The organism is Pseudomonas helvetica, assembly GCF_039908645.1.
GTDB lineage: Bacteria > Pseudomonadota > Gammaproteobacteria > Pseudomonadales > Pseudomonadaceae > Aquipseudomonas > Aquipseudomonas helvetica.
The window spans coordinates 2,453,680-2,464,898 of sequence record NZ_CP150917.1 but is presented as its reverse complement, the minus strand read 5'-3'; the positions used below and the strand labels follow the sequence as shown (position 1 = coordinate 2,464,898).

General features: G+C 57.2%; 12 protein-coding genes and 2 pseudogenes. 6 read left to right on the top strand and 8 right to left on the bottom strand.

Annotated elements, in window-relative coordinates:
• Positions 1-978 carry a UDP-glucose 4-epimerase GalE gene (gene galE / locus AABM55_RS11355; protein WP_054596697.1) on the top strand — a complete coding sequence of 326 codons (978 nt, stop codon included), beginning with the start codon at positions 1-3 and terminating at the stop codon, positions 976-978.
• A 186-nt stretch (positions 979-1,164) separates the two neighbouring features.
• Here the strand turns inward: galE and AABM55_RS11350 are convergent, their stop codons facing one another.
• The 5 genes and pseudogenes from AABM55_RS11350 to AABM55_RS11330 all read right to left on the bottom strand — a co-directional run.
• Positions 1,165-1,908 carry a CpsD/CapB family tyrosine-protein kinase gene (locus AABM55_RS11350; protein WP_237142998.1) on the bottom strand — a complete coding sequence of 248 codons (744 nt, stop codon included), beginning with the start codon at positions 1,906-1,908 and terminating at the stop codon, positions 1,165-1,167.
• A 74-nt stretch (positions 1,909-1,982) separates the two neighbouring features.
• Positions 1,983-3,533: a Wzz/FepE/Etk N-terminal domain-containing protein gene (locus tag AABM55_RS11345; protein ID WP_054596696.1), complete on the bottom strand. Its 1,551-nt coding sequence runs from the start codon at positions 3,531-3,533 to the stop codon at positions 1,983-1,985.
• 20 nt (positions 3,534-3,553) lie between these two features.
• Positions 3,554-4,672: a hypothetical protein gene (locus AABM55_RS11340; RefSeq protein ID WP_054596695.1), complete on the bottom strand. Its 1,119-nt coding sequence runs from the start codon at positions 4,670-4,672 to the stop codon at positions 3,554-3,556.
• Between the two features lie 26 nt (positions 4,673-4,698).
• Positions 4,699-5,256 (bottom strand): polysaccharide biosynthesis/export family protein, encoded by a 558-nt coding sequence (locus AABM55_RS11335; RefSeq protein ID WP_054598290.1) that lies wholly within the window; start codon positions 5,254-5,256, stop codon positions 4,699-4,701.
• Between the two features lie 129 nt (positions 5,257-5,385).
• A pseudogene (locus tag AABM55_RS11330) lies at positions 5,386-5,555 on the bottom strand (MFS transporter); the annotation flags it as partial.
• Positions 5,556-5,582: 27 nt separating this feature from the next.
• Here AABM55_RS11330 and AABM55_RS11325 point away from each other — a divergent pair.
• Together AABM55_RS11325 and AABM55_RS11320 are read left to right on the top strand one after the other, a co-directional pair.
• Positions 5,583-5,928 (top strand): annotated as a pseudogene (locus tag AABM55_RS11325) (GNAT family N-acetyltransferase); the annotation flags it as partial.
• Entirely contained in the window at positions 5,900-6,694 is a 795-nt protein-coding gene (locus tag AABM55_RS11320; protein WP_054596693.1) for a carbohydrate deacetylase, read from the top strand. The pseudogene AABM55_RS11325 and the gene AABM55_RS11320, both read left to right, overlap by 29 nt.
• Before the next feature lie 61 nt (positions 6,695-6,755).
• Here the strand turns inward: AABM55_RS11320 and AABM55_RS11315 are convergent, their stop codons facing one another.
• Entirely contained in the window at positions 6,756-6,914 is a 159-nt protein-coding gene (locus AABM55_RS11315) for a hypothetical protein (RefSeq protein WP_173859989.1), read from the bottom strand.
• Positions 6,915-7,252: 338 nt separating this feature from the next.
• Between AABM55_RS11315 and AABM55_RS11310 the strand changes: the two genes are divergently transcribed.
• From AABM55_RS11310 to AABM55_RS11300, 3 genes are all read left to right on the top strand, one after another.
• On the top strand, positions 7,253-8,473 hold the full coding sequence (locus AABM55_RS11310) for a helix-turn-helix domain-containing protein (protein ID WP_347929598.1): 1,221 nt from the start codon (positions 7,253-7,255) through the stop codon (positions 8,471-8,473).
• Positions 8,474-8,508: 35 nt separating this feature from the next.
• Entirely contained in the window at positions 8,509-9,138 is a 630-nt protein-coding gene (locus AABM55_RS11305) for a glutamine cyclotransferase (protein ID WP_347929597.1), read from the top strand.
• Between the two features lie 100 nt (positions 9,139-9,238).
• Positions 9,239-9,724, top strand: coding sequence for an adenosine-specific kinase (locus AABM55_RS11300; protein ID WP_347929596.1), 486 nt, complete (start codon positions 9,239-9,241; stop codon positions 9,722-9,724).
• A gap of 86 nt (positions 9,725-9,810) precedes the next feature.
• Here the strand turns inward: AABM55_RS11300 and AABM55_RS11295 are convergent, their stop codons facing one another.
• Positions 9,811-10,431: a LysE family translocator gene (locus tag AABM55_RS11295; RefSeq protein WP_054596689.1), complete on the bottom strand. Its 621-nt coding sequence runs from the start codon at positions 10,429-10,431 to the stop codon at positions 9,811-9,813.
• A gap of 283 nt (positions 10,432-10,714) precedes the next feature.
• Positions 10,715-11,137 carry a DUF2000 domain-containing protein gene (locus AABM55_RS11290; protein ID WP_347929595.1) on the bottom strand — a complete coding sequence of 141 codons (423 nt, stop codon included), beginning with the start codon at positions 11,135-11,137 and terminating at the stop codon, positions 10,715-10,717.
• Positions 11,138-11,219 lie beyond the last annotated feature (82 nt).

The window sequence follows — 11,219 nt, the reverse complement described above, 5'->3', positions numbered from 1 at the left end:
ATGAAATTTTTGGTTGTTGGTGGCGCAGGCTATATCGGCTCGCATATGGTCAAGCAACTACTGCGTGCAGGTCACGAACCGGTGGTGGCAGACAACTTTTCAACGGGCCATCGCGGCGCATTGATGGGCGGGAGATTGGTCGAACTGGACATCGCCGACGCACAAGCCCTGGACGTCTTGTTTGCGGGACAGCACTTTGATGCCGTGTTCCACTTCGCCTCATTTACACAAGTGGGCGAATCCGTCACTGAACCTGCCAAGTATTACCAAAACAACCTGGCTGGAACCCTTACGCTGCTACAAGCCGTGGTTCGTGCCGGGGTTAAAAACTTCATTTTTTCCTCGAGCGCAGCCATCTATGGCGACCCGGTGTATGTACCTATCGACGAAGAGCATCCCAAGGCCGCGATCAACCCTTATGGTCGAAGCAAGTGGATGGTGGAGCAGATGCTTGAAGATTTCGACCGTGCATACGGACTCAAGTCGGTCTGCCTGCGCTACTTCAACGCCGCCGGAGCAGACCCTGAAGGACAGTTAGGTGAACGCCGTGAACCGGAAACCCACCTGCTTCCACTGATACTGCAAGCGGCCTCCGGTCGGCGCACAACCATCACCGTCTATGGCCGTGACTACGACACACCTGACGGCACTTGCATTCGCGACTACATCCACGTTGTCGACCTCGTTGCAGCTCATGCACTTGCCGTGAATTATTTACTGGCAGGTGGTGCAAGCACGGCTTTGAACCTCGGAAACGGTCAAGGTTTCTCAGTACAACAAGTCATAGACACTGCACGCGCCGTGACCGGCCAGGGTATCTCCGTGAGCGAAGCGCCACGCCGCGTCGGCGATCCGCCACGCCTTGTGGCCGATCCCCGCATGGCCAATACATTACTTGGCTGGCAACCGCAATATGCCTCACTTGAACAGATAGTGGCGCACGCCTGGAGCTGGGAGCAGAAGTACCCTTGGCACTGAAAGTCGGCGCTGGCGCATACGCCGAACGCCTAAGGGTGACGCTCTAGGCTCTATACGAAAACTGCCTGCGCGACGATCATGCTGCGTTAAAAACAGGCTCGGAATGCTCATTTAGTGGACTAAACTCCGCTTCCTCGCCTGTTTTTGCCTTGCCTGATCGCCGCTCGGCGAGTTTTCGTACAGAGCCTAGTAGTAAGAGCGACTTGGGCGCTCGGCTTTGTTTAGTACCGTGCCAATAAGATTGGCTGTCCCCAGATGATAAAGGCTTTCCTCGATCTCTTTCTTGCTGTTCATGCCGTTGGCGACCACCAGCAGGACGCAGTCGAATTTAGGCAAGACGGTAATAGCATCGTCCGAACTCAACAACGGCGGCAAGTCGAAAATCACGATACGCGAGTCGTAGCGCTCGCGCAGATCAGTAATCAAATCGCTCACTGTAGGCGATGACAGCACCTCGGTGGAGAGAGGGATCGGCTCTCGCGTCGGCAGGACTACAAAGCGCGGCAAGGTCGGGTTGACCAGAACCTCTTGCAGTTCCGCTTCATTGTCCAGCAATTCATTGAGCGATTTCTCCATCGGCAGACCCAGGCAGGCACCCACCATCGGACGACGCAAGTCGAAATCCACCAGTAGCGCCGTCTTGGTGGTGTGATGGGCGATGCTCATTGCCAGGTTGATAGCCAATACAGTCTTGCCTGCCTCCGGAGTTGGCGAGGTGATAGCAAGCGTGCGCCAGCCATTTTCTTCCATGACTTTCAGAACTTGCGTACGCAGCAGATCGAAAGCCCCCCCCATATTCGAGTTTTTGTTGTACGCCACAATGCGATTGCGCTCGAGATGATCTGGCCGCAGCGGTACAACTTTGGTTTGCACATAACTCAGCGCATTCAGACCAGCAGACTGCCCGGTCACTGTCATGGCTTTTGGCATTGTCACGAGACTTGACGAAGGCTGTTGCTCGGAATTCTCGGTATCGGGCTTGATTATTTCCATGGCTATATTCCTTATGCAAACCGGCCCAGAGTTTTAAACATCAGAAGGTCCAGAGGCATGTAGAAGAAGTGCAGGAACACCAAAAAAAGCACGATTATCACGACTCCACTGACGATCAATCGCGTTCGCCACTGCTTACGGCGTGCCAGTTCCGCTCTGGTGTATATGTAGGGAATCGCAACCAATATGCGTCTACCCAGCACACTGGCCAAGGCTTCAGCTCCGCGCACGCGCTGGTTCAGCATCTCAAGGACCATCACCAATGCGCCAGCGCCCACCGGAGCGAGAACAAAGCCCATGGCAACCACTTTTTTACGGTTCGGCCGTATCGGCTTTTCAGGCATCAATGGCGATTCCAGAAGAACAAAACGCTCGGCTTTGTTTTCCTGCTCCAGGCTTTCGGAAATTTTCGCACTCATTTCCTTGGTGCGTATTTCCTCGTATTTCTTTTTAGCGTTTTCATAGTCACGCATCAGTGTGACCAAGCCGCGCTCGACTTGCGGCGTCTCAAGAATTTGCGCCTCGTAGTCGGCTATTTTTTTGAGTATTTCCTGCTTTTGATCGGCCAGCGACTTGATACGTGTTTCTGCGGCAGTAATCCGGGCCTGAGCCTTGGCAAGGTCCAGATTGACTGAAGCCGCTGCACCACCAGCACCTTTGGTAGCCTCAAGTGCAGCAATTTTGCGTTTGACGGCACGCACATCGGGGTGGGCTTCGGTATACAGCGACAGTAACCGGGTGTACTCCGCCTTCAGGCTACCCAGATCTTGCTGTTTATCAACCGCCGCGCCGGGCGATCCATGCTTGGTCGCTGCTGCGGAAAGCTCCAACTCATTGAAGCGCAACTCCTCACGGGCAGTTTTGTAGTCACGGTCGACCTCTTTAAGCTCGGTTTCGGCGCGTGACAACATATTCATGCGCAACTCCTGATGCTCGGGAAGCGCGTTGCTGTGCGCTTGCTTGAAGTCTGCCAAGCGGTTTTCCAGGGCTTCCAGTTCGACCCTGAGCTTGTCCGCCTCCTGCGTCAGAAACTCCGTTGTTTCACTGGCGCGCTCGGTGCGCTGCTTGATGTTTTCATCCAGAAACAGCGTCACCAGTTCGTTGGCCACTTTGTTGGCAATCTCTGGCTGCCGGTGCTCAAAGGCAAGACGGAAAGCAATTGTCACTTCTCCGCGCCCCTTAACGACAGCACTGACCAAGGAGACTGTAATCGCATTGCGCATTTCATCGATTTTCTCGGAAAGGCTCAACTGCCGGCTTTGCGAAGCAAAAAGATTGTACTTGTCGATGATCGCTTCCAGATGCTCACGGGTCATCACGCGCTGGCGAATGACTTCGATGCGCTCATCGGCAAAGGTATTGTTGTTCCCCGCCACCAGGTCTGGCGAAATCTGCTGAGACTCGACCAGAATAGTGCCAGATGACTCGTAGATGGGCGGGATAGAGATCGCGACCACTACGCTCAGGCCGAGTATTACCGCGAAACTCAGGATCAACAGCAAGGCATGGTGCTTGATGACAGCAATGTAGTCGTTGACCGACATTTCGTATTCAGAGGTCATATGTATCACCCAGCTGAATTTCAGAAGTTGGGGTGACTATAGGTCAAGGTCAACCCGACGACGTTTGCGGTGGCATCCGGCAAGCCATCTTGCTGGAGTTCTTTGTACATGAAGGATAGGCGCGCCACCCAGAAAGGCGAGAGTTCCCGGCTAAACCAGACACCGACATTGCGCAGGGTATTAGGCGCCAGCCCTTTGGTTTTTTGCCATGAGGTATCAAAACCGGTACGGCTGGTGTCGTCGAGGGCATAACTCCATGTACCGCTCAGGTTATCAACCTCGACAAAACCGCCGTCGCCGCTGGCGACAGTACTACGACTGGCGCCGATACTTGTATCCACACGCTCACCGGTATAGTGCAACGAAAAACCGCCTTGGCCACGGGGGCGGCTGTTCGAGCCAGAGACTTGATTGACACCTGCGTAAAGCGACCCCTTGAGCCGCTCGGAGATCTCAACGTTCAAGCCGACAGTGGGGGTGTAACTGTTTGAGGAAGGCACCGCAGATCCCTGCTGCGGCTCATAACGCTTCACGCCAAAACGCGTGAATAGCTCCACACGCTCGCTCCATGCGTAGTTCAAGCCTAGGCGGTTCGAAAGCTCGTCATAGTTGGTCAGTGTATTAATGTCGTAAGTGACATGTGTGTAGTCGGTTTCGTTAACCAAGGTAGTTCGCTCACTGAGAGCGGTACTCCAGTTGCCGCCGAACGAGGTTAGCTTTTGCGTACCATCGGTGGTGGCAATCACGCCGGTCGCTTGAACCGCAGTGGAAAGCGTTGAACTCTCAATATACTTCGCCGTGAGTCCAAAACCACCCGTCTCGGTCTCGCGCTGCCACCCTAACTGCACGTTGGGGTCTTCGCGGTCCGAAACGATGGACGTATCAGACGAACGCACCAGATTCATACCAAGACCGAACCGCCACTGATCCCGGTCTGAAGTACCGACAAGCGTGTAATCGGGGGCGATGATCGTACGAGTCACACCCTTCTTGTTTTCCGTAACAAGCACCGGGTTGCTGTTGTACTCGACAGTCGAAGGCACAACGATTGCCGATTGCCAAGTGGCAGCATAGGCCACACCGGAGCACGGCAAGATCAAGATAGCCGTCGCAACTCCCGTCGTTCGCAGCACGGGCAAGATAATCCTTAGTGCTTCGCGCAAGGCTAAGGCACGACCAGCGTATCGCCGGCCTGGAGTTGAATATTGGTGGACATGTCATCCCCGGACATCAAATCGCTGTAATGGACGGGCAGGATCTCTTGTTTAGCCCCATTGCGGCGCACGACCTTGATGCCAGCCTTGTCGGCGAATTTGTCGAGCCCGCCCGACATGCTCAATACTTGCAGCACTGCAGTTGGACCTGACATCTGCACGGTGCCGGGCTTCAGCACCTTACCCTGCACATAGACGAGATTGCCTGCGGTGCTCGTGATGACAACGCTCACGTTCGGATCGGGTATGAACTCCTTAAGCCTGGCAGCGACTTTCTTTGCGACGGCAGTGGCATCAAGCCCAGCAACATCGACTTGTCCTGCCAGCGGGAAGGTAATGCTGCCATCAGGAAGTACGTGCACCTCCTGTTTCAGCTTCTCTTCGCCCCAAACGGAAATCGAAATGACGTCACCTGGACTTAGCAGATAAGCCGCGGCTTTTTCGTCGGCACTGGTAATGCTGGGCCAGACCACCAGCGCGCAGAGCACAGGCAATAACAAACGCAACATAAGGATCCCTCCGACCAAGTAGCATGCACAGAGATTCACAAAAAAACGGGGCGAAAACACTCCCTCTCCTTTGACGCCAAAGCAACGATCAAACAGCAATCGCCTCGAGCTTCCTGGCGGCCAATTTTCGCCGAAACCAAACATCAGACCGAAGAACATCCCGGCAATCATCCCGACGTTTCCCGGTACTCGTTCTTGAGCGTAGACCACAATGGCGAGAACGCCGAAGCCAGGATGAAGCCGATCACCACGCTCAGCACACGGGTCCAGAACAGGTCCACATGAGGCAGCAATAGCGTGACGAGGATCGAGCCACCCTCCCCGCCCAAGGGCGAGTACGCGTGGTCGTGCTGGAACTTGACGGGCGTTGCATCAGCTATCGTCTAGGCTTGCTGGAACAGGGTCGGCTCTAACGACTACAACCTGGCGTTCCTGCCGCAATATGCCGGTCTGGGCAACGGCCGAGTGCTGCTTGATGAGTGGATTCGCTGGGGTCTGGACGAGGGCTGGCAGCACATCAAACCGAGGCTGCAACAGTGGCAAGCCAAACGTGCGGCAGCTGTCGCACGTTTGACCCGCTCCCCCTTTGTGACCGGCGTCGATAAAAAAATCGCGCCCACTGCACATCCCATGGAGGACGAACATGCCTCGCCAAGTCATAGTCAACGCTGACGATTTCGGTCTCAGCCTGAACGAAAACGCAGTCATCCTGCGGGCCTTCCAGGCCGGGGTGATCAGCTCCGCTACCGTCATGGCCAACATGCCCGCCTTCACCGCAGCCTGTGAGCTGGCGCAACAGCCACTGCTCAAGGGCCGCGTCGGCCTGCACTTCAATCTCACGTACGGCCGGCCCCTGAGCCGGGCGATTCTCGAGCTACCAACTTTTTGCGACACGGCTGGCGAGTTCGACCTGAACCTGCCCCGCCACCGCCTGTGGCTCAGCCGCCAGCAACACGATGCCGTGCTGAAGGAGCTCGAAGCGCAATGGCAGCACTGCCTGGACAATGGCCTGCAGCCCAGCCATCTCGATTCCCACCAGCATGTTCACACTATCTGGCCGATCGGTGAGATCGTCGCGCGTTTTGCTGCCCGCCAAGGAGTCCCCGTTCGCCTGGCGCGCAATCTGGGGTACAACCACAGCCTGGCCAAGCGAGTCTTCAAGAGCTTGCTCAACCGGCGTTTACAGCGCCTTGCCGGTGCCACGGCGGACTACGTCTGTACCCCGGTGGACTTGCGCAACGCCAGGCCACCGGCAGACGGACTGCTGGAAATCGTTGCCCATCCGACGATGCTCGGCAGCGACTTTGGCGACGCCTATCTGTATCAGGGTGAGTCCTTGAGCAAGTTGCTCGACAACCGCCTGCCGGGCATTCCACGGGTTTGCTATAACGTGTTGGCGCGCACACGACCCGCAGCGGCCACGACGACATTGGATTAGCACAACGATGACAGCACAACGCCCGGGACTGGCCACGGGCATTGTGCAAAAGGCAGATGGCTCAGGGTTTAAGCGGCCATTCCTGGTCAAGATCCGAAAGGCTTTTGCCGTCGTCCGGATGCTTCCACGTCGGATCGGGTGGATTCTCTTCCGGGGTCGCTTCTTCTGGCTTTTCCTCTTCAGAATCTTCGTACTGTTCGCGTTTCTTTTCAGTTGCCATAAGCCCTCCTCCTGAGGTTTGCGTTCAATTTCAGGATAGAACAAAGCCACTGCTTCGCTACCGACCAACTGTCTGTATTGCACTGTGTACAGCAACCTTGGCGATTTTCGCCTCTTCCAGCAGCCCCTGAATCACCTGCTCTTGTTCGGCGTAATCACCTTCCCCGAAATGGCTGTAGCGCAAGCCTGCCTCTGGCAGGCGCCAGTAAGCTCTGAATGTCTTTCTGCGAAGGCAGAACCTGACTCAGCGCTTGTTACCCTCCAGGCTGTTTGGTAGTCGTGAGATAGACTAAGCAGCGGGTATCGGAGGGCAGGAGTGACAGCTGTGGCGCGACTCTGATGGATTCGCTGATAACGGCCGCGGCGCGTGCGCTCGCTGCGGGTGATCCCCTCGGCGCACTGAACCGGGTGGCCTTGCGCGACGATGCGCCGGCACTCGCGTTACGCGGCATCGCCATGGCGCAGCTCGGCGAACTGGTTCGCGCGAAGGCTCTATTGCGCAGTGCGGCACGTGCCTTCGGCCCGAAAGAGGCCTTGGCCCGTGCGCGGTGCGTGGTCGCCGAGGCCGAGATTGCGCTCGCTTCGCGCGACCTTGGCTGGCCTGCGAAAGCACTCGATGCAGCACGGACGACACTCGAAGAACACGGTGACCGGGTGAACGCCGCGCATGCCCGGTATCTCGAGATCCGGCGCTTGCTGCTGATCGGTCACCTCGACGAAGCCGAGCACAGGCTCGCCGAACTCGACCCCACGCCTTTACCGCCTGCATCGAGGGCCGTCCACGAATTGGTCGTGGCGGGGATCGCGATGCGCCGCCTCCAGGCGAAGACGGCACGGACAGCGCTCACTCGGGCCGAGCATGCCGCACGCCACGCCGGTATCCCTGCGCTGACAGCCGAGGTCGACAGCGCACGCCTGCTCCTCGATACGCCTGCGGCGCGCCTGATTACTGGTGGTGAGGAACGGCTTCTGCTGCTTGAGGACGTTGAAGCGCTACTGGCGTCAAAGGCGCTTGTCGTGGACGCCTGCCGTCATCTCGTGCGTGACGCACGCGCGCAAGTCTCGCTCGCAAGGCGTCCGGTGTTGTTCGCGCTCGCCCGGGCGCTGGGCGAAGCGTGGCCCGCCGACGTACCGAGGGAAACGCTTATCGCCCGAGCCTTCCGATTGAAGCTTGACGATGAGTCGCATCGCGCGCGATTGCGCGTCGAGGTCGGGCGACTTCGCGCGGCGCTGCGGACAGTGGCAGGCTTGACCGCAACAAAGCGCGGGTTTGCACTGGTGCCGCGCAGCGCAGCGGAAGTCGTCGTGCTGGCGCGCCCCGTCGAAGAGAAGCAGGCGGCAGTGCTCGCCTTTCTCGCCGACGGTGAGTCGTGGTCGAGTTCGGCCCTGGCGCTGGCGCTTGGCGCCAGCCAGCGCACCGTACAGCGGGCACTCGACTCGCTGGCGGCGGCCGGCAAGGTCCAGTGGTTTGGTCGCGGGCGAGCGCGTCGCTGGATGACCCCGTCGGTGCCGGGTTTCGCGACGTCATTGTTACTCCCTGCTCCACTTCCAAGTGACTAGGATCACTCCACGACCAAACCACAAGGGTGGAAGACATGAAACACTCAGCAGCCGAAATTATCCGCGAATATGGACCCTTTCCGGGCGTCGACCATGTGCATGGGGTCACCTATGACGGTCAGCAGGTCTGGTTCGCTTGCGGAGACAAACTGAACGCCCTCGATCCGGCGAGCGGGAATACCCTGCGCTCGATCGATGTCGCCGCGCATGCCGGCACGGCCTTCGACGGTCAGCATCTGTTTCAGATCGCCGAGGATCGCATACAGAAGATCGACCCGAAAACCGGTCGCGTGCTCGCCACGATTCCCGCGCCTGGTGGCAGCGACTCTGGGCTCACATGGGCCGAAGGTACGCTCTGGGTGGGCGAGTATCGGGACCGGAAAATTCATCAGATCGATCCCCAGACCGGGGCGATTCTGCGCACCATCGAGTCCAACCGCTTCGTCACTGGCGTCACCTGGGTCGACGGTGAACTCTGGCACGGCACCTGGGAAGGTGACGAGAGTGAATTGAGGCAAGTTGACCCGCGAACGGGAGAGGTTCTGGAGAGCCTCAAAATGCCTTCTGGTATCGGCGTGTCGGGACTCGAGTCGGATGGCGCCGACCAGTTCTTCTGTGGAGGAGGAAACAGCGGCAAGGTAAGAGTGGTTCGCCGACCTGAATGAGACGCTGCGATCGACAGCAGACGGCGCCACTGCAAATCAATAACTATGCTTGGTTATGTTGTCGGGCCCTGATAATACATCGCGGAAGGAGGCGTTTGAGATGCAACTCATCACGTTGAAAATCGATAAGCCGGAAGCGACGAACTTCATTTTTGGGCAGACGCACTTCATCAAGTCCGTCGAGGACATTCATGAAGCATTAGTCAGTAGCGTGCCAGGCATCACGTTTGGCCTGGCCTTTTGTGAAGCCTCCGGCAAATGCCTGGTGCGCTGGTCCGGCACCGACAGCGCCATGATCGAACTGGCGCAAAAGAACGCGAAAGCCATCGCCGCAGGCCATAGCTTCATCGTGTTCCTCGGCGACGGCTTCTATCCGCTCAACGTGTTGAACACCGTCAAAATGGTTCCAGAGGTGTGCCATATCTTTTGTGCGACGGCCAACCCAACGGAAGTCATTCTCGCTGAAACCGAACAAGGCCGAGCGATCCTCGGTGTAGTGGATGGTTTTTGCGCCAAGGACGTTGAAGGAGACGAAGACATCCTGTGGCGCAAAAACCTGTTGCGACAGATCGGCTACAAGCTCTGAGCTGAAGCGCCGACAATGTGTGGCGCCGTGACCGCGCTGCAAGCGAAACACGTCCATGCAGGGTGCAGCCACGGTCACTCAGCGCCTCAACGAATCAGCATCGCTGCGGCAGCCGCCACCATGATCGCCGCCGCACCGCGGAACAGCCGCTGTTGTGCTCGCAGGCTCGACAGCAGGTGCCGGATGCGCACCGCGCCAACAATGAACAGCGCACCAACGCCCAGCAGAACCAGAATGGTCAGTGGCACCAGCATCAGCCCCCAGGTCTGTAACGAGACCGTCTCAAGGTTGATCACCAGCGGCAACAACGCCAGGTAGAAGGCAATGGTTTTCGGGTTGCCCAGGGTAATGGTCAGGCCGGATATCGCCGCTGACAGCAGCTCCTTCTTCTTCACCGGCTTGCCGACTTCAATCGCCTGATGGTTGGCGAACCAGAACTGCCAGGCCAGATAGCACAGGTACAGTGCCGCCGCCCAGCGTACCAGCTGGAACAATGCATTGAAGTGCTCGGCGATCATCGCCAGGCCAAAGACGGCAAATGACAGGTAGGTCAGATCGCCGAGGATCAGCCCAAACAGCAGACAAAAACCCGACAACGCGCCACCGCTGACGCTCCGCGCCACCAGCGCCGCCATGCCAGGGCCGGGAATGGCGGCAGCGATACCCAGCGCTGCCGAATAGGTAAGTACTTGCGTCAAATCGAGCATGTCGTGCTCCTCAGGTCATTTATTATTGTCTTGCTCGACGCTTTCCGCTTCCGGCAAGCAAGGTTATCTATGGCACTGCCGGATAAAACAGACTATCTACCCAAGTAAAAAATTCGAATACGCCTTGACATAACGGAGTATGTTTTTAATACGCCGCAAGCCGAATATCATTCAACTCCCCGCTGCAGTTACCACCCTTCTCAAACACTGCATGTTATTGATGAACTGTACGTGCCAACTCCAGAATCTCAGGCTGAACAAAACGTACACTACAACCGTCTTGTCATTTGAACAGCGAAAGATTACCGGTCAACTTGCTGATTTTTTTCTTCGGCCCGATCAAGCCGATGGCAACCAACTCTATGGCTGAACTGTCGGCCTCGGAGATACGCGCCTCATACTCCTGATACGTCTTGCAGGATTGCGCCAGGGCGCTGAATGGCATGATGTGAATTTCATCATCCGCCAGCGCTTTCTCTTGAAGTTCCTGCAAATACTCATTGGTGGACAGCAGAATCGGCAACGGTGCGTAGATGACGCCGGGGTAATTAACATTGTCACGGCTTTGCATGTCAGGTCCGACCAGACCTTCTACCGAGCGCCCCAGGCTGACGCCGATAACGCTGACGGCATTGGCCGCATGCCCCAGCCCCAGTGCTTTGTCGACGACAATCACGCATTTGTGAACGGCAGCATCAAAATTCATTCAATCCTCCACGACGGTCAATAATCCTTCAGTTCTTCAAGTTTTGTCACCCCGAAGTCAGCCCAACCATCAAGCAACCCGA

Coding starts and splice junctions, on each gene's coding strand:
- galE (WP_054596697.1), top strand. CDS start 1: ATGAAATTTTTGGTTGTTGGTGGCGCAGGCTATATCGGCTCGCATATG.
- AABM55_RS11350 (WP_237142998.1), bottom strand. CDS start 1,908: ATGCCAAAAGCCATGACAGTGACCGGGCAGTCTGCTGGTCTGAATGCG.
- AABM55_RS11345 (WP_054596696.1), bottom strand. CDS start 3,533: ATGACCTCTGAATACGAAATGTCGGTCAACGACTACATTGCTGTCATC.
- AABM55_RS11335 (WP_054598290.1), bottom strand. CDS start 5,256: ATGTTGCGTTTGTTATTGCCTGTGCTCTGCGCGCTGGTGGTCTGGCCC.
- AABM55_RS11320 (WP_054596693.1), top strand. CDS start 5,900: ATGCCTCGCCAAGTCATAGTCAACGCTGACGATTTCGGTCTCAGCCTG.
- AABM55_RS11315 (WP_173859989.1), bottom strand. CDS start 6,914: ATGGCAACTGAAAAGAAACGCGAACAGTACGAAGATTCTGAAGAGGAA.
- AABM55_RS11310 (WP_347929598.1), top strand. CDS start 7,253: ATGGATTCGCTGATAACGGCCGCGGCGCGTGCGCTCGCTGCGGGTGAT.
- AABM55_RS11305 (WP_347929597.1), top strand. CDS start 8,509: ATGAAACACTCAGCAGCCGAAATTATCCGCGAATATGGACCCTTTCCG.
- AABM55_RS11300 (WP_347929596.1), top strand. CDS start 9,239: ATGCAACTCATCACGTTGAAAATCGATAAGCCGGAAGCGACGAACTTC.
- AABM55_RS11295 (WP_054596689.1), bottom strand. CDS start 10,431: ATGCTCGATTTGACGCAAGTACTTACCTATTCGGCAGCGCTGGGTATC.
- AABM55_RS11290 (WP_347929595.1), bottom strand. CDS start 11,137: ATGAATTTTGATGCTGCCGTTCACAAATGCGTGATTGTCGTCGACAAA.